Below are 20,141 nucleotides of genomic sequence, written 5' to 3' on the forward strand. Positions count from 1 at the left end.
GCCCATGCCCAGCAGCGCCCCCGCTCCCCATCCCCTGGCCCATTACAAAGCCATGCTGCAGGAAGGGCAGCAGGCGCTGAAGTCGGACTACCAGTCCCAGGGCGATGCCGCTGCCCTGCTGCGGCAACGCTGCAGCAACATCGACAAACTGCTGGTGCAAATCTGGCAGGACCAGCAGTTCCCCTCCTCCCTGGCCCTGGTGGCCGTGGGCGGCTACGGCCGTGGCGAGCTGTATCCGGCCTCCGACATCGACCTGCTGCTGCTGTTGCCGGAGGAGCCCGACGAGGCCCTGAAGGGCAAGCTGGAACAGCTGGTGGGCCTGTTCTGGGACATCGGTCTGGAAATCGGCCACAGTGTCCGCACCCTGGAAGAATGCCTGCAGGAGGCTGCCGGCGACATCACGGTGCAGACGGCCCTCATCGAAGCCCGCCTGCTGAGCGGCGACCAGGCCCTCTTCAGCCGCTTCCAGCAGGGACTGGCGGCCACCCTGGACCCCCAGACCTTCTTCAAGGCCAAGAAACTGGAGCAGGATGAGCGCTACATCCGTTTCCATGAAACCCCCTACGCCCTGGAGCCCAACCTCAAGGAAAGCCCGGGCGGCCTGCGGGACCTCCAGGTGGTGCTGTGGGTGGCCCAGGCGGCCGGCCTGGGCCGAACCTGGCAGGACCTGGAACGGGGCGGTTTCATCACCGCCGAGGAAACCCAGGCCCTGATCGAGGCCCAGGGCCTGCTGGAGACCCTGCGGGTCAGGCTGCACCTGCTCACCGGCCGGCGCGAGGACCGGCTGCTGTTCGACGTGCAGACGCCCATGGCGGCGGACATGGGCATCGAAGCCACGCCCACCCGCCGCTCCAGCGAACAGCTGATGCAGCGTTACTACCGCAACGCCAAGCTGGTGACCCAGCTCAACATCATCCTCATGCAGAACATCGGGGCCGCCATCTTCCCGGCCCAGGAACGGGCCCCCGAAGCCATCGACGCCGATTTCCAGAAGGCCAATGGCCTGCTCGACGTCAGCGACGAAGAAGTCTTCCAGCACCGTCCCGGCGCCCTGCTGGAAGCCTTTCTCCTGCTGCAGCAGAACCCGGACCTGAAGGGCATGACCGCCCGCACCCTGCGCGCCCTGTGGCGGGCCCGCCTGCTCATCAACGACGAATTCCGCGCCGATCCGGCCAACCGGGCCTGCTTCCTCAAGCTCTTCCAGCAGAAGCAGGGCATCGTCCACGAATTCCGCCGCATGAACCAGTACGGCATCCTGGGCCGCTACATCCCGGCCTTCGGCGCCGTGGTGGGCCAGATGCAGCACGACCTGTTCCATGCCTACACGGTGGACCAGCACATCCTCCAGGTGATGCGCAACATGCGCCGCTTCACCATGGAGGAATTCGCCCACGAATACCCCCTCTGCTCCCGCCTGGTGGCCGGCTTCGACCGCCCCTGGCTGCTCTACATCGCCACCCTGTTCCACGACATCGCCAAGGGCCGGGGCGGCGACCACTCCAGCCTGGGCATGGCCGACGCCCGCGCCTTCTGTGAAAACCACGGCCTGGCGCCGGAAGACACGGAGCTGGTGGAATGGCTGGTGGGCCAGCACCTGGTCATGTCCCAGGTGGCCCAGAAGGAGGACATCACCGATCCCGAAGTGGTGGCCGCCTTTGCCGCCCGGGTCAGGGACGAACGCCATCTCACCGCCCTCTACCTGCTCACCGTGGCCGACATCCGGGGCACCAGCCCCAAGGTGTGGAACGCCTGGAAGGGCAAGCTGCTGGAGGACCTCTACGGCATGACCCTGCGCCTGCTGGAAAAGGGTGTCACGCCCGAACCCCACGGCGTCATCGAGGAGCGCCAGGAGGAGGCCCTGCGCCTGCTGCGCTACTTCGCCCTCTCCGACACGGTGCACCAGGGCCTGTGGAAGCAGCTGGACACGGTCTATTTCCTGCGCCACTCGGCCGAGGAAATCGCCTGGCATACCCGCTGCCTGCACTACCGCATCCACCACGACGAGCCCCTGGTGAAGGCCCGCCTGCGCCAGATCCAGGACTGCAGCGAGGCCACCGAGACCCTGCAGGTGATGGTCTACACCCGGGATCAGCCGGACCTCTTCGCCCGCCTCTGCGGCTTCTTCGGCCGCGCCGGCTTCAACATCGTCGACGCCAAGATCCACACCACCCGCCACGGCTACGCCCTGGACAGCTTCATCCTGCTTGACGTCTCCAACCGGGAGATTCCGCGGGAAATGGCCAGCTATGTGGAACACGAACTGACCGAGGCCCTGCTCCACCCGGGGCCGCCGGAGGCACCGCCCACCGGCCGCCTGTCCCGCCAGGTGCGGCACTTCCCCATCGCGCCCCAGGTCAGCCTGCTGCCCGACGACCGGGGCCACTGCGTCCTCTCCATCGTCGCCGCCGACCGTCCCGGCCTGCTCTTCTCCGTTGCCCAGACCCTGGCCCGACACGGCGCCGGGCTGCAGACGGCGAAAATCGCCACCCTGGGCGAACGGGCCGAGGACACCTTCCTCGTTTCCGGCGGCGACCTGGACCAGAGCAGCAAGCGCATCCGTCTGGAAACGGAATTGCTGGAAATGCTGCAGGTCTAGGGCAGACTCCAGGCGGCGGACTGCGCCATGAAAAAAAGGAGGCCGCGGCCTCCTTTTTTAATCCTCCGCCCCCGTGCCGGGGCCCTCGGGAAACAACTCCTCGATGAAGCCGAAGCGGGAAAAGTCCCGGATGCGAGCCGGATAGAGCAGGCCGTCCAGATGGTCGCACTCGTGCTGCACCACCCGGGCGTGGAAACCTTCCACCACCCGCTCCAGGGGCTCTCCCTCGGGGGTGAAGCCGCTATAGCGCAGGCGCTTCCAGCGGGGCACCCAGCCGCGCATGCCGGGCAGGGAGAGACAGCCTTCCCAGCCCTCTTCCTCCTCGCTGTCGAGGGGCTCCAGCTGCGGATTGAGCAGCACTGTGAAGGGAATGGCCGGGGCCTCCGGATAGCGCTCGCTGCTGTCGAAGCCGAACACCACCAGGCGCAGGTCCACGCCGATCTGGGGCGCCGCCAGGCCGACGCCGCCCTCCGCCACCATGGTCGCTTCCATGTCCGCAATCAGGGCGGCCAGGGCCGGAGTGCCGAACTCGGTGATTTCCCGGGCCCGCTGCCGCAGCACCGGATGGCCCATGCGCAGGACGGGACGGGCGACGCCGGCGGCCATGGTCAGTCCCGGGCGCCGTGGTTGGCGACCAGCTGCTCGATGATGCCCCGCACCCGCCCCATGGCGTTCTGCAGCACGTCCTCGATGGACTCGAAGTGGATGCCGTCCCGGCTCTCGCCGCGGCCGGCGGCGTAGTTGGCCACCACGTTGATGGCGGCATAGGGCAGATCCAGCTCCCGGGCCAGCACCGCTTCGGGCATGCCGGTCATGCCCACCAGGTCGGCGCCGTCCCGCTCCATGCGGTTGATTTCGGCGGCCGTCTCCAGGCGCGGCCCCTGGGTGGCGGCATAGACGCCACCCATGCGCACCTCCTCGCCGATCATGGAGGCGGCGGTGAGTATCTGGTTGCGCAACAGCTCGTCGTAGGGATGGGTGAAATCCACGTGGGTCACGGTGCAGCCGTCGCCTTCATGGAAGGTGGAGCGGCGGCCCCAGGTGTAGTCGATGATCTGGTGCGGCACGACGATGTCGCCGGGGGCCAGGTCGCCGCGGATGCCGCCGACGGAAGCCACGGAGACGATGGCTGTGGCCTTCTTCGACCACAGGGCCCACAGGTTGGCGCGGTAATTCACCTCGTGGGGCGGAATGGTGTGGCCGTAGCCGTGGCGGGCGACGAACATGGCGGGCTGGCCGCAGATGTTGCCGAAGGTGACAGGCCCGGAGGGCTCGCCGTAGGGGGTGCGGACGATTTCCCGGTGGGAAATGTCCAGGTTGGCCAGCTGGGTCAGGCCACTGCCGCCGATGATTGCAAGCATTGCGGGAAAACTCCGAAGATTGGCCGGTGGCGGCGAAAGCCGCCGCCGGGATTACTCGTCCTTGAGGGCGTAGATGGCCGGCAGGTTGCGCCAGGCGCCGTAGGCATCCATGCCGTAGCCGAAGACGAAGCGGTCGGGCACCTTGAGGGCCGCGAAATCGGCAGTCACGGGCTTATTCTTGCCGTTTTCCTTGTCCGTCGCCACCGCCAGATAGACGGCCTTGGCCCCCTGGTGCAGCAGGCGGTCCTTGATGGCCGCCAGGGTCACGCCTTCGTCCAGGATGTCGTCCACCACCAGCACGGTGCGGTCCTTGACGCTGGTCCAGGGCGCGGCGCGCCAGGACAGGGCGCCGCCGGCCGTATCCTGACCGTAGCGGGTGGCATGCAGGTAGTCGAAGTCCGCCGGGAAGGGCAGGCGGGCCATCAACTGGCCGGCAAAGACCACGCCGCCGGTCATGACGCAGAGGATCAGGGGATTGCTCTCCCCCAGGCGGGCGGTGATTTCCGCCGCCACCCGGTCCACGGCGGCGGACACGGTTTCGGCGGAATGGACCAGTTCTCCCCGGGCCAGCAGGGCCAGGGCTTCTTCGCGGGTAGCCATGGGCTGCTCCTTCTTATTTCAGGGAATCGAGATAGGCGCCGAAGGCGGCCCCCACTTCGGGATGGCGCCGGCCCAGGTCCACCGTGGCCTGCAAATAGCCCAGCTTGGAGCCGCAATCGTAGCGGGTGCCGGCGTAGCGGTAGGCCAGCACCTGCTCTTCCGAGAGCAGGGAAGCGATGCCGTCGGTGAGCTGGATTTCGCCGCCGGAGCCTTTGCCGATGCGCTCCAGGTGGTGGAAGATGCGCGGCGTCAGGATGTAGCGCCCGACCACCGCCAGGGTGGAAGGGGCCTCCTCGGGCTTGGGCTTCTCGACGATGGCGGCGATCTGCTCCAGGCGCTCGGCCACCGGCTTGGCGTCCACGATGCCATAGCTCTTGGTGTCGGCCCGGGGCACGTCCTGCACGCCCAGCACGGAGCAATGGTAGTAGTCGTAGGTGTCCACCATCTGCTTCATCACCGGCGTCTCGCCATCCAGCAGGTCGTCGGCCAGGATCACGGCGAAGGGCTCGTCCTGCACCACCGGCGCCGCGCACAGCACGGCGTGGCCCAGGCCCAGGGCCTCGGGCTGGCGGATATAGATGCAGTTCATGGACTTGGGCAGCATATCCTGCACGAACTTGAGCATTTCGGTCTTGCCCCGCTCGGCCAGTTCCTTCTCCAGTTCGTAGGCCTTGTCGAAATGGTCCTCGATGGCCCGCTTGCTGCGGCCGGTGACGAAAATCATGTCGGTGATGCCGGCCGCACAGGCCTCTTCCACCGCGTACTGGATCAGGGGCTTGTCCACGATGGGCAGCATTTCCTTGGGACTGGCCTTGGTCGCCGGCAGGAAGCGGGTTCCCAGACCGGCCACGGGAAAGACGGCCTTACGCACTTTTTTCATTGGATTTTTCCTCATTCAGCAGATTCAGGAGGGCCGTCTCGTCGAGCACGGGCACCCCCAGTTTCAAGGCATTTTCCAGCTTGGAGCCGGCTTCCTCGCCGGCCACCACATAATCGGTCTTCTTCGACACCGAGCCGCTGACCTTGCCGCCCTGGGCCTCGATGCGGGCCTTGGCCTCGTCCCGCTTCAGGGTCGGCAGGGTGCCGGTGAGGACGAAGGTCAAGCCCGCCAGGGGCCGGGGCCCCAGGGCCTGGGCCGGCAGGGCCGCCAGCAGTTCCCGCCGCAGGGCCGCCAGGGCCGTCAGGCGGGCGCGGTTGCCCTCCTCCTCCAGCCAGGCCAGCACCGCGGTCGCCACCTCGGCGGGCAGGGCCGCCAGTTCCAGGCAGCCGGGTGCCAGGGCCGCCAGTCCCTCGCCTTCAGGCACCAGATCGGCCAGCTGGCGCGCCCGCACCGGCGTCAGGCGGGGAATGCCGAGGGCTGCGTAGAGTTCGGTCCAGCCCAGGCGGCCACCCAGCTCGGGGCTGGGGGCATGTTCGTCGGCCGGCGCCACACCGGCCGCCAGCAGGGCATCCACGGCGGCGGCATTGTGGGGTTCGGCGAAGAAGTCGGCAATGGCCGTGGCCACGGTGGCGCCGATATCCGGCAGGGCCGCCAGGAGGGGCGCCGGAGCCCGGCGCACCACGGCCAGGGAGCCCAGCCAGTCGGCCAGGGTCTTGGCCGTGGATTCGCCGACGTGGCGAATGCCCAGGGCGAACAGCAGCCGCGCCAGGGGCGGCGTCTTGCTGGCGGCGATGCCGGCCAGCAGGTTCTCCGCCCAGCGGGTGGCGATCTGGCCCTGCTTCACCGTCTCCGGCGTGACGCCATCCCGCTCGTCGGCGAGGCGCTTCATTTCCAGCAGGTCGGCCAGGGTCAGGCGGTAGAGGTCGGCAACGCCGTGGATCAGGTCGAACTCCACCAGCCGCTCCACATAGCGCTCCCCCAGGCCCTCGATGTCCATCATGCGGCGCCCGGCGAAGTGCAGAATGGCCTGGATGCGCTGGGCCCGGCAGGCGAAGCCGCCGGAACAGCGGGCCACTGCCTCGCCCTCCTCCTTCACCACATGGGAGCCGCACACCGGGCAGCTGCGGGGCATCTGGAAGGGCGTGGCGCCGGCGGGACGGCGCTCGGCCACCACCCCCACCACTTCGGGGATGACGTCGCCGGCCCGGCGCACGATGACCGTGTCGCCGGTGCAGAGGCCGCCCTTGCGGGCCATTTCGTCCTCGTTGTGCAGGGTGGCGTTGGTCACCGTGACGCCGCCGACGAAGACCGGCTGCAGCCGGGCCACGGGAGTCAGGGCGCCGGTGCGGCCGACCTGGATGTCGATGGCCTCGACCACGGTCAGGGCCTCCTGGGCCGGATACTTGTGGGCCACGGCCCAGCGCGGCTCCCGGGAGCGGAAGCCGAGGCGGGCCTGCAGTTCCAGGGAATTGACCTTGTACACCACGCCGTCGATGTCGAAGGGCAGGCTGTCCCGCAGGGCGCCCATGCGCCGGTGGAAATCGGCCAGGCCGGCGGCGCCCCGCACCACGTCCCGGTGCTGGCACACGGGCAGGCCGAAGGCGGCCAGGGCGTCGAGCAGGCCGGCATGGGTGGCGGGCAGCGTCCATCCGGAGACGGCGCCGATGCCGTAGGCGAAGAAATTGAGGGGGCGGCTGGCGGCGATGGCCGGGTCCAGCTGGCGGATGCTGCCGGCCGCGCCGTTGCGCGGATTGACCAGGGTCTTGTCGCCCCGGGCCAGGGCCTTTTCGTTGTAGCGGGCCAGGTCGTCCCGGCGCATGTACACCTCGCCCCGCACTTCCAGCAGGGGCGGCAGGCTTGCCGCCGGGCCCTGCAGGCGCAGGGGGATGGAACGCACGGTGCGCAGGTTCTGGGTGACGTCCTCGCCGCTGGCGCCGTCGCCCCGGGTGGCCCCCTGGACGAGCACGCCGTGCTCGTAGCGCAGGCTCACCGCCAGGCCGTCGAACTTCAGCTCGGCGGCGTATTCCACCGGCGCCGCGCCCTCCTCCAGCTCCAGCTCCTTGCGCACCCGGGCGTCGAAATTGAAGGCGCCGCTGGGCTCCGTATCCGTCTCGGTCTGGATGGAGAGCATGGGCACCGCATGGCTGACGCTGGGAAAACTGTCCAGGGGCTTGCCGCCCACCCGCTGGGTCGGCGAATCGGCGCTGAGCAGCTCCGGATACTCGGCTTCGAGGGCCTGCAGTTCCCGGAACAGACGGTCGTATTCCGCGTCCGGGACCGTCGGCGCATCGAGCACGTAGTAGGCGTGGTTGTGGCTTTCCAGCTCGGCCCGCAGGGCCGCGGCCCGGGCCCGGGCGACTTCCCCCACCGGCATCAGGCGAACAGGCGCAGGGAGAGGGAACCGCCGGCCACCAGGCCGCGCTGGGCCATGGCGCCCTGGTACTGGGCCACCTGCTTGCGGATGGGCTCCAGCAGGGCCTCGGTCAGGGGCTGACGGTTGTCGTCCACCACCACCCCGTGCAGGGAATCGGCGAAGCGGCGGGCCAGGTCGCCCATCTGGTTGAAGACCCGGTCGCCGTTGGGCACCCGGGGCACATCCAGGAGGAAGGTCAGGCCGTGGCAGGAGAGGGTCTTCATGGCCTCGGCGGTGAAGGGCTGCTGGCTCTGGTGGCTGAGGGTGTACAGCACCCGGCCGTCGTCGTCACGGCGGACGAAGGCACCGTCGGCTTCCAGCACCATGCCGGCGGCTTCGGCCAGGGCGCGGATCTTGGTGCCGGGGAAGAGCTGGCCCACGGCCACCACGTTGATGCCGATCTGGATATCCACGTCGGCGCAGAAGCGGTCCAGTTCGTAGGCGTCTTCCAGGGCCGACTTGCGGGTCGGCAGGTCGGCCACGGCCATGAATTCCTCGGCCAGCTGGCGCATGGCGGTGTGGAAGATGGACAGCTCGGCGTCGGAAATGGCGCCGCGGCGGTCCGCCAGCTGCACGCCGATGCGCAGGCGGCGGTACTCCTGGGGACTGTTCTCGTCCATCACTTCCCACTCGCCGCTGCCTTCGTTGAGGCCGACCCAGGTGACCCGCTTGCCGATGCGCAGCAGGGCTTCCCGCTGGGACTGCATGAACTGGCCGGCGGGAATGAAATCCACGGTTTCCAGGGCCACGATGTAGTCGGCGGCCGGAGAGAGCAGGAAGGTGGGCAGGGCCGGCGCCATCAGGGTGCGGGGGGCCTCGGCTTCGCCCGGGGCTGGCATCTCGCTGGCGGGTGCCCGCGCAGCCACGGCCGGCGCGGCTTCCCGCAGGGGCATGGCGATCGGGTCGATGGACAGGGCACCCTGGGCCTGTGTCGCGGCGAAGGCAGGCGCAGCGGGCTTCACCGCCAGGGCAGGCTCGGCATCGAAGTCCAGGGCGGATTGGGGCGTGGCCTTGGCGGCGGTCCGGGGTGCTTCGGCGGCATAGACGGGTTCGGCCGCCGGGGCCGGTTCGTCGTCGAAGTTGAACACCGGTTCCTGGCGCGCGGCCGGGGCCGGCTCCGCCTCTGCCTCGAACACCGGCTCCTTGCGCTGGGCCAGCTGGGGCGCGCGGATGATCTCGCCGTTTTCGTCGCGCTGGATGAGGACGGCGTATTCCTCCTCGCCCTCTTCCTCCACGGCATCCTCCTCGCCGTCGAGCAGCACGTCCTCGTCGCTGGGACGCAGCATCTGCTCGGCCACCTGGCGGTGCTTGCGCTCCTGCCACTTGTTGTAGGCCAGCACGCCAACCACGGCGACGCCGCCGAAAGCCAACAGGCCAATATGCAATTCGGTCATGGCTTTTCCTTTTCCATCGGGGTCATGCGGCCACCTGTTCGCGCATGCGCAGGGCCTCGGCGATATCCACCTCGACGATCCGGGACACCCCGGATTCCTGCATGGTCACGCCCACCAGTTGCTGGGCCATTTCCATGGCGATCTTGTTGTGGCTGATGAACAAAAACTGGGTATTGGCAGACATGCGCTTGACCATCTCGGCAAAGCGCTCGGTATTGGAATCGTCCAGGGGCGCATCCACTTCGTCGAGCAGGCAGAAGGGCGCCGGGTTGAGCTGGAACATGGCGAACACCAGGGCGATGGCGGTGAGGGCCTTCTCGCCGCCGGAGAGCAGATGGATGGTGGCGTTCTTCTTGCCCGGGGGCTGGGCGGTGATCTGCACGCCGGCATCGAGGATCTCGTCGCCGGTCATCACCAGCCGGGCCTCGCCGCCGCCGAAGAGAGTCGGGAACAGTTCGCCGAAGTGCCGGTTCACCGTGTCGTAGGTGGCCTGCAGCAGGTCCCGGGTTTCCTTGTCGATGCGGCGGATGGCGTTTTCCAGGGTTTCCATGGCGGTGTTCAGGTCTTCCGCCTGGTCGTCGAGGAACTGCTTGCGCTGGGTCGCCGATTCCAGTTCCTCCAGGGCCGCCAGGTTCACCGCTCCCAGTTCCAGGATGGCCTTCTGCAGGCTGCCGATGGAGCTTTGCAGGCTGCTGGCCTTGGTGCCGGCGAAGGCCTGGGCCTGTTCCGCCAGGACTTCCTCGTTGGCGCCGGCTTCCAGCAGCTGGGCGGTGAGCTGTTCCACATTGAGGGCCGCCGCCTGTTCCTTGAGGCGCAGTTCGCCGACCCGGTCGCGCATGGGGTTGAGGCCCTGCTCGATCTTCAGGCGCTGCTCTTCCAGCTGGCGCAGGGCCTGGGTGGCGTTTTCCATGGCCTCCCGCTGGGCCGCCAGGGCCTGCTCGCGCAGCACGCGCTGTTCCAGGGCTTCCTGCAGCTTGGGTTCGAGAATCTCGACCTGAAGGTTTTCCCGGGTCTGGCGGCACTGGGCCAGGTCGTCGGCGATGCGCTGCAGCTGGCGCTGGGACATGACCCGGTTGTTGGCCACTTCGGCCAGCTTGCCTTCGGCCTCGCGCAGGGAGAACTGGGCTTCCCGGTGTTCCCGCTCCACGTTGGCCAGGGCCTCCCGCTCCTCGCGCAGGGCCCGGTCCGCCTCTTCCAGGCGGGCCCGCACGCCGGCGAAGCGGGCATGGAGGGCGTCCAGGTTTTCCCGCTGCTGGGCGATGGCCTCGTCGGCGATGAAGAGGCGCTCCTGCTCCACTTCCTCTTCCGCCGCCAGTTCGGCCGCGGCCTGTTCGATCTGGGCGTGGCGCTCCCGGATGCGCTCGAGAATCTGGTTCTGCCGCATCACTTCCATCTGCAGGGTGTGGATGCGGTCCTGCTGTTCCTGGGTGCGGCGGCGCAGGTTCTGGCTGTCGCTCTGGCCGGCGGCGATGCGTTCCTCCACTTCGGCCAGGCGGGCCTGGGCGGTTTCCACCGCCAGTTGCTTGTCGTCCAGGGCGGCGGCGAGGGCCTCGATTTCCCGCTGGCGTTCCAGCAGGCCGTGTTCGGCCGAATCGGGGGCGAACAGGGTCAGGCTGTGACGGCTCAGCAGATGGCCTTCCCGGGTCACCAGCAGCTGGCCGGGGGCCAGGCTGGCGCGCCGCTGCAGGGCCGCCTCCATGCTGTCCACGCAATCGATGCCGTGCAGCCAGTCGGCCAGGACGCCGGCCAGGGCCGGCTCATGGCAGCGGATGCGGCCCAGCAGGCCGCCGGCCGGGGCTTCGGCGGCGCCGGAGAGGAGCAGGGTCAGCTTGCCCGCCGGCTTGTCGTCCACCAGGGCGGCCAGGGCCGCCGGGTCTTCCAGGGAAACGGCGTTGAGGCGTTCGCGCAGCACGGCTTCCACCGCGTCTTCCCAGCCCGCGTCCACCTCCAGGCGCTTCCACAGGGGGGTGCGGCTTTCCAGGCCGTGGCGGCGCAGCCATTCACCCACCTTGCCGCCGGACTGGACCCGCTCCTGCAACTGTTCCAGGGCGGCGCGGCGGGCGCGCACATCGGCCACGTCCTTCACGGCTGCCTGCACTTCCTCCAGCAACTCGCGGCGACGGGCCTCGAGCTGGGGCAGTTCGCCCTGGGCGGCGCCCAGTTTGTCCTGCAGGGCGATCAGGCGCTCCTGCTGTTCGGCCAGTTCCTCGGTCTTCAGGTCCAGCTCGCTGGTATCCGGATCGGCCAGGCTTTCCCGCTCCTGCTCCATGCGGTCGCGGCGCTGGGCGATGCTTTGCAGGGTGCGCTCGGCATGGCTGCGGTGGGTCTGTTCCACCTGCAGTGCCTGCTCCACCTTGGCCATCTCGGCCCGCTGCTGGTTGAGGGCCTCCTGGGCCGCCGCCTGGGCCTCCTCGGCCATGGGCAGGCGTTCCTGGCGGGCCTCCAGCTTCATCTGGGCCTGTTCCTGGCGGCCTTCGGCCACCAGTTGCAGTTCGCGCCAGCGTTCCTCGTCCATGTCCAGGCGCTCGGCCTGTTCCTGCCAGTGCTGCTGCTCGCCTTCCAGCTGGGCCAGACGGGATTCCAGCTGCACGCCGGATTCGCGCTGGTGGCGGATTTCCGTTTCCAGCCGGGCCACGTCCGCATTGACTGCGAAGAGGTCGCTCTGGGCCTGGTGCACGCCGTCGCTGGCGGCGAAATGGGCTTCCCGGGAGGCTTCCAGCTGGGCCTCGATGTCGCGCAGGGCGGCGGTCTGGCCTTCCAGGTCGGTGCCGGCCCGCTCGATTTCCATGGCGAAGCGCTGCTGCTCGGCCTTGGCCTCGTTGCGCCGCAGCACCCACAGCACCTGCTGCTTCAGGGTCAGTTCGTCGTTCAGCTGGTGGTACTGGCGGGCCACGGCGGCCTGGGCTTCCAGGCGCTCCATCTGGCCGGCCAGCTCGAGACGGATGTCCTCCACCCGCAGCAGGTTTTCCCGGGTGTCGGCCAGGCGACCTTCGGTTTCCTTGCGCCGTTCCTTGTAGCGGGTGACGCCGGCGGCCTCTTCCAGGAACACCCGCAACTCGTCGGGCTTGGCCTCGATGATGCGGGAGATCATGCCCTGGCCGATGATGGCGTAGGCCCGGGGGCCCAGGCCGGTGCCCAGGAACAGGTCGGTGATGTCCTTGCGGCGGACCTTGATGTTGTTGATCAGGTAGTCGGACTGGCCGGAACGGGTCAGCACCCGCTTCACCGACAGTTCGGCGTACTGGCTCCACTGGCCCATGGCCCGGCCCAGGGAATTGTCGAAGATCAGCTCGACGGAGGCCCGGGACACCGGCTTGCGGTTGGAGGAGCCGTTGAAGATGACGTCCTGCATGGACTCGCCGCGCAGCTCCGAGGCCTTGGACTCCCCCAGCACCCAGCGCACCGCGTCCATGATGTTGGACTTGCCGCAGCCGTTGGGGCCGACGACGCCCACCAGCTGCCCCGGCAGGGCCACCATGGTGGGATCGACAAAGGATTTGAAGCCGGCAAGTTTGAGCTTGGTCAGGCGCATCGGCGGGTCAGTCAGGCGGCGGGTCGGCCGGAGGAGAAAACTTGGTTTTTCCCCCGAAAAGCCCGGATCGCGTTTCTCGTTAATCCAAATGAAACGAAAAGGGCGCCAGAAAAGACTGCGGGCGCCCCGGAATCCACATACATGGGCGCGTATAATAGCATTTTGCCTGTGGCGGACGAACTACCCCGCCATCATGCCCCGGTCCTTTTTCACCGGCAGAAACCGGGACCGGGCCGGGCAGCAGCAAAAACTGGCCGTCCGCCGACAGTTTCATTCAGGCAACGGCAGTGCGGCGCCCCGCCTGAAGCGCCTCGGCGTGGCAGGCGACATGTCCGGTTTTCCGCCCTGCCGCACAACACCGCCGCCGGCAGACCAGCCCCGGCCAAGGCCCCACACGACCGATTTGTTGCACCCGGATTCCACTGAAATCAAACCCTGAGACCTCACCATGACCACCACTCCCCCCACCCCGCTCAACGATGCCGACCTGGACCGTCTGGAAGTCCTGCTGGACGACCCGGCCCTGGAAGACACCCTGCGCCTGGACGAAATCCAGGGCTACCTCTGCGCCACCCTGGGCGGCCCGGTGCCGGTGCCCGAAGAAGAATGGCTGGCCGAGGTCCTGGGCAGCGACGAAGCCGCCGCCAGCCCCGCTGGCCAGGAACTGACCGGCCTGCTGCGCCGCTTCGCCGCCGGCCAGGCCGAGCTGCTCAACTCCGGCGAGCCCCCCGTACTACTGCTCTACGGCCAGGAGGAAGGGGACGACGCCCCCAGCGATTTCGCCCCCTGGTGTTCCGCCTACCTGCTGGGCGTGGATGCGGCGCCGGAAGACTGGTTCGACGCCATCGCCGACGAAGAGGAACTGGAATGGCTGGACGAGCGCCTGTTCCCCTTCATGGTGCTGACCGGCGAAGCCGAGGCCGCCGCCAAGGAACACGGCGAGGAATGGCCTGACGGCAAGGAAAAGGCCGACATGGAAAAGCAGTGCCAGGATGACCTGCCCCTGGCCGTGGCCGAAATCCACCGCTTCTGGCTGGCCAAGCGCAACCCGGCCACCCAGCGCCGCGACGGCGACAAGGTGGGCCGCAACGATCCCTGCCCCTGCGGCAGCGGCAAGAAGTACAAGCAGTGCTGCGGCAAGGAATGAGCCTCAGCTGAAGCCCTGCCCCGGCGGCCCCGCGCCGCCGGGGCCCGCCCACCCCTTCCTTCCACCGGCGACGGCCTCCTGCCGTCGATCTTCCAGGATTCTTCCGATGCTGGAACGCTACTTCCAACTGTCTGCCCACGGCACCACCGCTCGCACCGAGCTCATGGCGGGGATCACCACCTTCCTCACCATGGCCTACATCATTTTCGTGAACCCGGACATTCTCTCGGCCGCCGGCATGCCCCGGGAGGCGGTGTTCGTCTCCACCTGCCTGGCCGCCGCCCTCGGCTCGGCCATCATGGGGCTCTACGCCAACTACCCCATCGCACTGGCCCCGGCCATGGGCCTCAACGCCTATTTCGCCTTCACCGTCGTCGGCGGCATGCACTTCCCCTGGCAGACGGCCCTGGGCGCCGTCTTCATCTCCGGCTGCCTGTTCGTCCTGATCAGCCTGTTCCGCCTGCGGGAAGCCATCGTCAATGCCATTCCCCGCTCCCTCAAGTACGCCATCTCCGCCGGCATCGGCCTGTTCCTGGCCATCATCGGCCTCAAGAACGCCGGCCTCATCACCGCCCATCCGGCCACCCTGCTGACCCTGGGGGACCTGCACCAGCCGGGCGCCCTGCTGGCCATCGGCGGCTTCATCCTGATCCTGGCCCTGGAGCAGCGCCGCGTTCCCGGCGCCATCATCATCAGCATCCTGGCAGTCACCGCCACCTCCATGCTGCTGGGTCTGACGCCTTTCAACGGCATCGTCGCCATGCCGCCCAGCATCGCCCCCACCTTCCTGCAGATGGACCTGGAAGGCGCCTTCCACGCCGGCCTACTGACCGTGGTCATGACCTTCTTCCTGGTGGAACTGTTCGACGCCTCCGGCACCCTCATCGGCGTCTGCCACCGGGCCGGCCTGCTCGACGCCGAGGGCCGCCTGCCGCGCCTGAAGAAGGCCCTGCTGGCCGACTCCGGCGCCATCCTGGCCGGCGCCGCCCTGGGCACCTCCTCCACTACCGCCTACATCGAGTCCGCCGCCGGCACCTCCGTCGGCGGCCGCACCGGCCTCACCGCCGTGGTGGTGGCCCTGCTGTTCCTGGCCGCCCTCTTCCTCGCGCCCCTGGCCGGGGTGGTGCCGGCCTATGCCACCGCTCCGGCCCTGTGCTATGTGGCGGTGCTGATGGTGCGCGGCCTGGCCGAGATCGATTGGGACGACCTCACCGAGTCGGCCCCGGCGGTGGTGACGGCCATCACCATGCCCTTCACTTTCTCCATCGCCCACGGCATCGCCTTCGGCTTCATCACCTATGCCGCCCTCAAGCTGCTGTCGGGCCGGCAGGGCGACCTCAAGCCCATGGTGGTGGTCATCGCCCTGGCCTTCGTCCTCAAATTCGCCCTGCTCTGAGCTGCCCATGAACGACGCCTTTTTCGCCTCCCACATCCGCACCATTGCCGACTGGCCCCAGCCCGGCGTGCAGTTCCGCGACATCACGCCCCTGCTGCGGGACGGCGCCGCCTTCCGCCGCCTCATCGACGCCTTCGCCGAGCGCTATGCCGACAGCCACATCGACGCCGTGGTCGGCATCGACGCCCGGGGCTTCATCATCGGCGCCGCCCTGGCCTACCGGCTCGGCTGCGGCTTCATCCCGGTACGCAAGGCGGGCAAGCTGCCCTTCACCACGATGCAGGAGTCCTATGCCCTGGAATACGGCGAGGCCAGCATCGAGGTGCATACGGATGCGGCTCTGCCGGGGGAACACGTGCTCATCATCGACGACCTCATCGCCACCGGTGGCACCCTGCTGGCGGCGGTCAATCTCATGACCCGGCTGGGGGCCCGCATCATTGAAGCGGCGGCGGTGGTGGACCTGCCGGAACTGGGCGGATCGGCCCGTCTGGCGGAGGCCGGCCTGCCGGCCTTCACCCTCCTCCGCTACTGAGGCGATAGGCTGCAGAACGGCTCAGGCAGCCGCTTCCACCCGTGCTTCCAGGCGGGTGGACAACAGGCTGGCGGCAGCGATCATGGCCCCACCCAGCCACTCCCGCGCCCCCATGGTCTCCCCCGCCAGGAACCAGGCGGAGATGGCGGCAAAAACCAGCTCCGAGAGCAGGATGACGATGGCCCGGTTGGCCGCGGTGTGGTGCAGGCCGAACTGCACCACCCTGTTCACCAGCATCAGGATCACGCCGATACCCAGCAGCCACAGGACGCCGGCACCGCTCTGGGGCCACTGCATGGAGCCCCAGCCGGTGAGCAGCAGGGCACCGCTGATGACCAGGGCACCGACGAACATGGCGACGGACTTGACCTCGATGGAGAGGGCCTGGGCCCGTCGCGACAGCACGTTGGAACAGGCAAAGAAGAAGCCGGACGCCAGGCCCAGCCATTCGGCCCCATTGCGGGGCCAGGGCAGGCCCATGGCCGGATGCCAGAGCATGGCGGCGGCACCGCCCAGGGACAGGCCCACCACCGCCAGCCCCCACACCCCCAGCTGCTCCCCCAGCCACCAGCGTGCCAGCAGGATGGTCCACAGGGGCGCCAGGTAGAACAGCAGCAGCACCCGCATCACTTCCCCGTGCAGGGTGGCCAATACATAACCCATGTTGCAGGCGGCGCCGGCCAGGCCGATGGCCGCCAGCAGCCAGGAGGGCCGCAGGGCGGCCAGGGCCCGGCGCCAGAAGACCAGGGCCAGCGCCAGGGCCACCGCGTAGGTCAGGGCCGAGGCGGCGATGCCGCTGATGCCCAGGCCGGCCAGCACCCGGTAGGGATACCACAGCACACCCCAGACCAGGGCGCCGGTGAGCAGGGCGCCGACGGCCAGGTGGGTGCGCCTGCCATTTCCTCTCCGTGCCGCTTCTTCCCTCACGCTCCGCCCTTTATAATCCGTTGTTTTCAGCCCAGCCCCACACCGGGAACCCCGCCGTGAATCCATTTCTCGCCAAGCTGCAGCCCTACCCCTTCGAAAAACTGCGCCAGCTGTTCCAGGGCGTCACGCCCAATCCGGACTACCAGGAAATCAAGCTGTCCATCGGCGAGCCCCAGCACGCCACCCCGGGCTTCATCAAGGAAGCCCTGACGGCCAATCTGGGCGGCCTCGCCAATTATCCCACAAGCCAGGGAACGCCCGCCCTGCGCCAGGCCATCGCCGCCTGGATGGAGCGCCGCTACGGCCTGGCCGGCGTCAATCCGGACACCGAGATCCTGCCGGTGAACGGTTCCCGCGAAGCCCTCTTCGCCTTCGCCCAGACCGTCATCGACCCCAGCCGCGGCTACGTGCCCCTGGTGGTCAGCCCCAATCCCTTCTACCAGATCTACGAAGGCGCGGCCTACCTGGCCGGGGCCGAACCCTACTTCCTCAACACCCTGCCGGAGAACGACTTCTCCCTGGAACTGGAGGCCCTCTCCGAGGCCGACTGGGCCCGGGTGCAACTGCTCTATGTCTGCTCCCCCGGCAACCCCACCGGCAAGGTGCTGGACCTGGAAGACTGGAAGAAGCTCTTCGCCCTCTCCGACAAGTACGGCTTCGTCATCGCCTCCGACGAGTGCTACTCGGAAATCTACTTCGACGAAGCCAAGCCGCCTCTGGGCGGCCTGCAGGCTGCAAAACAGCTGGGACGGGGTTTCGAGCGCCTGGTCATGTTCTCCTCCCTCTCCAAGCGCTCCAACGTGCCGGGCCTGCGCTCCGGCTTCGTCGCCGGCGATGCGGCAGTGCTGAAGAAATTCCTGCTCTACCGCACCTACCACGGCGGCGCCATGAACCCGGCGGTGCAGGCGGCCTCCGCCATCGCCTGGAACGAGGAAGCCCATGTGCGGGAAAACCGTCGCCAGTACAAGGAAAAGTTCGATGCGGTGACGCCCATCGTCGCCTCCGTGCTGCAGACCGGCCTGCCGGATGCCAGCTTCTACCTGTGGGCCCGCACGCCCATCGCCGATACCGAGTTCGCCCGCCGTCTGCTCGCCGACTATAATGTCGTGGTCCTGCCGGGCAGCTACCTGGCGCGCGAGGCGCGGGGCGTGAATCCCGGCGAGAATTTTGTCCGGATCGCCCTGGTGGCCCCCCTGGCCGACTGCCTGGAAGCCGCCGAACGCATCCGCCTCTTTGTGCAGCAACTCGAACAGCAACCCTAACCCCCAAAACGGAAACGACAACATGCAAGAACTGCAACAGATCATCGAAGACGCCTGGGAAAACCGCACCTCCCTGCAGCCCGGCACCGCCCCCGCCAAGATCGGCGAAGCCGTGGACCACGTGCTGGAACAGCTGGACAAGGGCACCCTGCGCGTCGCCGAGAAAATCAACGGCGACTGGGTCACCCACCAGTGGATCAAGAAGGCCGTGCTGCTCTCCTTCCGCCTGCAGGACAATGTGCTGCAGCAGTCCGGTGACCTGCGCTTCTTCGACAAGGTGCAGACCAAGTTCGCCAACTACGACGAGCACATGTTCCGCCAGGGCGGCTTCCGCGTCGTGCCGCCGGCCGTGGCCCGTCGCGGCTCCTACATCGCCAAGGGCGCCGTGCTGATGCCCTCCTACGTGAACATCGGCGCCTACGTCGATGAAAACACCATGGTGGATACCTGGGTCACCGTCGGCTCCTGCGCCCAGATCGGCAAGAACGTGCACCTCTCCGGCGGCGTCGGCATCGGCGGCGTGCTGGAACCCCTGCAGGCCAACCCCACCATCATCGAGGACAACTGCTTCATCGGCGCCCGCTCCGAAGTGGTGGAAGGCGTCATCGTCGGCGAAGGTTCCGTCATCTCCATGGGCGTGTATATCAGCCAGTCCACCAAGATCTACGACCGGGAAACCGGCGAGATCAGCTACGGCCGCATCCCCCCCGGCTCCGTGGTCGTCTCCGGCAACCTGCCGGCCAAGGACGGCAGCCACAGCCTGTACTGCGCCGTGATCGTGAAGAAGGTGGACGCCCAGACCCGGGCCAAGACCAGCATCAACGAACTGCTGCGCGACTAAGCCAATAACAACAGGGGCGCCACGAGGCGCCCCAATCTTTTCGGCGGGAGGGAGGAAGCGTGATTCTCGACAAGCTGTTCCAGCTGATGGCGGAAAAGCAGGCCTCGGACATTTTCATCTCCGCCGGCGCCCCCATCCACATCAAGATCCAGGGCAACACCATCCCGGTGAACCAGCAGATGATGGACCCGGCCATGATCGACAAGATCGCCGAGGAACTGCTGAACGCCGAGCAACTGGCGACCTTTGCCCAGACCATGGAAATGAACCTGTCCTTCGGCATGTCCGGGGTCGGCAATTTCCGGGTGAATCTCTTCCGCCAGCGCGGTTCCACCTCCATCGTCATCCGCTACATCCTGGGCAACATCCCGGCCCTGGACAGCCTGGGGCTGCCTCCGGTGCTGAGCGAACTGATCATGGAAAAGCGGGGCCTGATCCTCATTGTCGGCTCCACCGGCTCGGGCAAGTCCACCACCATCGCCTCCATGCTGGATCACCGCAACGCCAACCGTTCTGGCCACATCCTGACGGTGGAGGACCCGATCGAATTCCTCTTCAAGCACAAGAAGTCGATCGTGAACCAGCGGGAAATCGGCATGGATACTGCCGATTGGGACAATGCCCTGAAGAACGCCATGCGCCAGGCCCCGGACTGCATCCTCATCGGCGAAATCCGGGACAAGCAGACCATGTCCGCTGCCCTGGCCTACGCCCAGACCGGCCACCTGTGCCTGGCCACCCTGCACGCCAACAACAGCTACCACGCCCTCAACCGCATCATCAATTTCTTCCCCCTGGAAAACCGCTCTGCCCTCAACCTGGACCTGTCGGTCAGTCTCAAGGCCATCATTTCCCAGCGGCTGCTGAAGAAGCCGGACGGCAAGCGCATTCCCACGGCGGAAATCCTGCTCAACACCCGCCACATCCAGGAACTGATCGAACGTGGCGAGATCAATGCCATCAAGGAGGCCATGGAACAAAGCCTGGCCCCCGGTTCCCAGACCTTCGAGCAGGACCTGTTCCGCCTCTACAAGACCAACGTCATCACCCTGGAAGAGGCCCTGGGCACCTCCGATTCGCCGACCAACCTCTCCTGGCTGATCAACAACTCGGAGTTCGGCAACAGCGGTACCGCCGCCATCGAGGAAGCGCCGGCCGAACCCTCCATCGACCCCCATGTCACCAATCCAACGGGGGGCGCCTCCTTCAAGGAATTCACGCTCAGCATGAGCGACGAATAAGACCATCACCTCACCA

At 67.7% G+C, this 20,141-nt stretch carries 15 protein-coding genes; 7 read left to right on the forward strand and 8 right to left on the reverse strand.

Translation table 11 applies throughout. From position 1 onward, the window contains the following. Window positions 1-4 precede the first annotated feature (4 nt). Entirely contained in the window at window positions 5-2,596 is a 2,592-nt protein-coding gene (locus OEL49_RS11625) for a [protein-PII] uridylyltransferase (RefSeq protein ID WP_014237727.1), read from the forward strand. A gap of 57 nt (window positions 2,597-2,653) precedes the next feature. On the opposite strand, the gene def is transcribed toward OEL49_RS11625, so the two are convergent. The 7 genes from def to smc are packed head-to-tail and all read right to left on the reverse strand — an operon-like array spanning window position 2,654 to window position 12,776. After that, window positions 2,654-3,202 carry a peptide deformylase gene (gene def, locus OEL49_RS11630; protein WP_014237728.1) on the reverse strand — a complete coding sequence of 183 codons (549 nt, stop codon included), beginning with the start codon at window positions 3,200-3,202 and terminating at the stop codon, window positions 2,654-2,656. 2 nt (window positions 3,203-3,204) lie between these two features. Further along, entirely contained in the window at window positions 3,205-3,957 is a 753-nt protein-coding gene (locus OEL49_RS11635) for an S-methyl-5'-thioinosine phosphorylase (RefSeq protein ID WP_014237729.1), read from the reverse strand. Window positions 3,958-4,008: 51 nt separating this feature from the next. Beyond that, the gene (locus OEL49_RS11640; protein WP_014237730.1) at window positions 4,009-4,557 is read right to left on the reverse strand and encodes a hypoxanthine-guanine phosphoribosyltransferase; all 549 of its coding nucleotides are present in this window, start codon (window positions 4,555-4,557) and stop codon (window positions 4,009-4,011) included. A 13-nt stretch (window positions 4,558-4,570) separates the two neighbouring features. Next, complete coding sequence (galU, locus tag OEL49_RS11645) at window positions 4,571-5,437, reverse strand: UTP--glucose-1-phosphate uridylyltransferase GalU (protein ID WP_014237731.1); 867 nt, start codon at window positions 5,435-5,437, stop codon at window positions 4,571-4,573. Beyond that, complete coding sequence (gene ligA, locus OEL49_RS11650) at window positions 5,421-7,811, reverse strand: NAD-dependent DNA ligase LigA (protein WP_014237732.1); 2,391 nt, start codon at window positions 7,809-7,811, stop codon at window positions 5,421-5,423. Before ligA ends, galU begins: the two co-directional genes overlap by 17 nt. Then, complete coding sequence (locus tag OEL49_RS11655; protein WP_014237733.1) at window positions 7,811-9,244, reverse strand: cell division protein ZipA C-terminal FtsZ-binding domain-containing protein; 1,434 nt, start codon at window positions 9,242-9,244, stop codon at window positions 7,811-7,813. The genes ligA and OEL49_RS11655 overlap by 1 nt, the downstream gene beginning before the upstream one ends. A gap of 22 nt (window positions 9,245-9,266) precedes the next feature. Beyond that, window positions 9,267-12,776 (reverse strand): chromosome segregation protein SMC, encoded by a 3,510-nt coding sequence (gene smc / locus OEL49_RS11660; RefSeq protein WP_130458558.1) that lies wholly within the window; start codon window positions 12,774-12,776, stop codon window positions 9,267-9,269. 448 nt (window positions 12,777-13,224) lie between these two features. Here smc and OEL49_RS11665 point away from each other — a divergent pair, with 448 nt between their 5' ends. The 3 genes from OEL49_RS11665 (at window position 13,225) to OEL49_RS11675 (ending at window position 15,854) form a co-directional block, all read left to right on the forward strand. Further along, window positions 13,225-13,923, forward strand: a complete 699-nt coding sequence (locus tag OEL49_RS11665; RefSeq protein ID WP_014237735.1) for a YecA family protein — start codon at window positions 13,225-13,227, stop codon at window positions 13,921-13,923. Between the two features lie 106 nt (window positions 13,924-14,029). Beyond that, entirely contained in the window at window positions 14,030-15,319 is a 1,290-nt protein-coding gene (locus tag OEL49_RS11670; RefSeq protein ID WP_014237736.1) for an NCS2 family permease, read from the forward strand. 7 nt (window positions 15,320-15,326) lie between these two features. Further along, window positions 15,327-15,854, forward strand: a complete 528-nt coding sequence (locus OEL49_RS11675) for an adenine phosphoribosyltransferase (RefSeq protein ID WP_152089138.1) — start codon at window positions 15,327-15,329, stop codon at window positions 15,852-15,854. A gap of 21 nt (window positions 15,855-15,875) precedes the next feature. On the opposite strand, the gene OEL49_RS11680 is transcribed toward OEL49_RS11675, so the two are convergent. Beyond that, a complete protein-coding gene (locus OEL49_RS11680) occupies window positions 15,876-16,781 on the reverse strand; it encodes a DMT family transporter (protein WP_287874753.1) in 906 nt (301 codons plus the stop codon). Between the two features lie 56 nt (window positions 16,782-16,837). On the opposite strand from OEL49_RS11680, the gene dapC reads away from it, so the two are divergent. The 3 genes from dapC to OEL49_RS11695 are packed head-to-tail and all read left to right on the forward strand — an operon-like array spanning window position 16,838 to window position 20,125. Then, window positions 16,838-18,043, forward strand: coding sequence for a succinyldiaminopimelate transaminase (gene dapC / locus OEL49_RS11685; protein WP_287874755.1), 1,206 nt, complete (start codon window positions 16,838-16,840; stop codon window positions 18,041-18,043). Window positions 18,044-18,065: 22 nt separating this feature from the next. Beyond that, a complete protein-coding gene (dapD, locus tag OEL49_RS11690; protein ID WP_287874757.1) occupies window positions 18,066-18,884 on the forward strand; it encodes a 2,3,4,5-tetrahydropyridine-2,6-dicarboxylate N-succinyltransferase in 819 nt (272 codons plus the stop codon). 59 nt (window positions 18,885-18,943) lie between these two features. Then, complete coding sequence (locus tag OEL49_RS11695) at window positions 18,944-20,125, forward strand: PilT/PilU family type 4a pilus ATPase (RefSeq protein WP_287874759.1); 1,182 nt, start codon at window positions 18,944-18,946, stop codon at window positions 20,123-20,125. Window positions 20,126-20,141 lie beyond the last annotated feature (16 nt).

This window comes from Azospira sp. (assembly GCF_030247495.1).
In the GTDB taxonomy this organism is placed as follows: Bacteria; Pseudomonadota; Gammaproteobacteria; order Burkholderiales; family Rhodocyclaceae; genus Azospira; species Azospira oryzae.

Bases quoted from the DNA above. Each gene is read 5' to 3' on its own strand.
- OEL49_RS11625 (WP_014237727.1), top strand. From the start codon at position 5: ATGCCCAGCAGCGCCCCCGCTCCCCATCCCCTGGCCCATTACAAAGCC.
- def (WP_014237728.1), bottom strand. From the start codon at position 3,202: ATGGCCGCCGGCGTCGCCCGTCCCGTCCTGCGCATGGGCCATCCGGTG.
- OEL49_RS11635 (WP_014237729.1), bottom strand. From the start codon at position 3,957: ATGCTTGCAATCATCGGCGGCAGTGGCCTGACCCAGCTGGCCAACCTG.
- OEL49_RS11640 (WP_014237730.1), bottom strand. From the start codon at position 4,557: ATGGCTACCCGCGAAGAAGCCCTGGCCCTGCTGGCCCGGGGAGAACTG.
- galU (WP_014237731.1), bottom strand. From the start codon at position 5,437: ATGAAAAAAGTGCGTAAGGCCGTCTTTCCCGTGGCCGGTCTGGGAACC.
- ligA (WP_014237732.1), bottom strand. From the start codon at position 7,811: ATGCCGGTGGGGGAAGTCGCCCGGGCCCGGGCCGCGGCCCTGCGGGCC.
- OEL49_RS11655 (WP_014237733.1), bottom strand. From the start codon at position 9,244: ATGACCGAATTGCATATTGGCCTGTTGGCTTTCGGCGGCGTCGCCGTG.
- smc (WP_130458558.1), bottom strand. From the start codon at position 12,776: ATGCGCCTGACCAAGCTCAAACTTGCCGGCTTCAAATCCTTTGTCGAT.
- OEL49_RS11665 (WP_014237735.1), top strand. From the start codon at position 13,225: ATGACCACCACTCCCCCCACCCCGCTCAACGATGCCGACCTGGACCGT.
- OEL49_RS11670 (WP_014237736.1), top strand. From the start codon at position 14,030: ATGCTGGAACGCTACTTCCAACTGTCTGCCCACGGCACCACCGCTCGC.
- OEL49_RS11675 (WP_152089138.1), top strand. From the start codon at position 15,327: ATGAACGACGCCTTTTTCGCCTCCCACATCCGCACCATTGCCGACTGG.
- dapD (WP_287874757.1), top strand. From the start codon at position 18,066: ATGCAAGAACTGCAACAGATCATCGAAGACGCCTGGGAAAACCGCACC.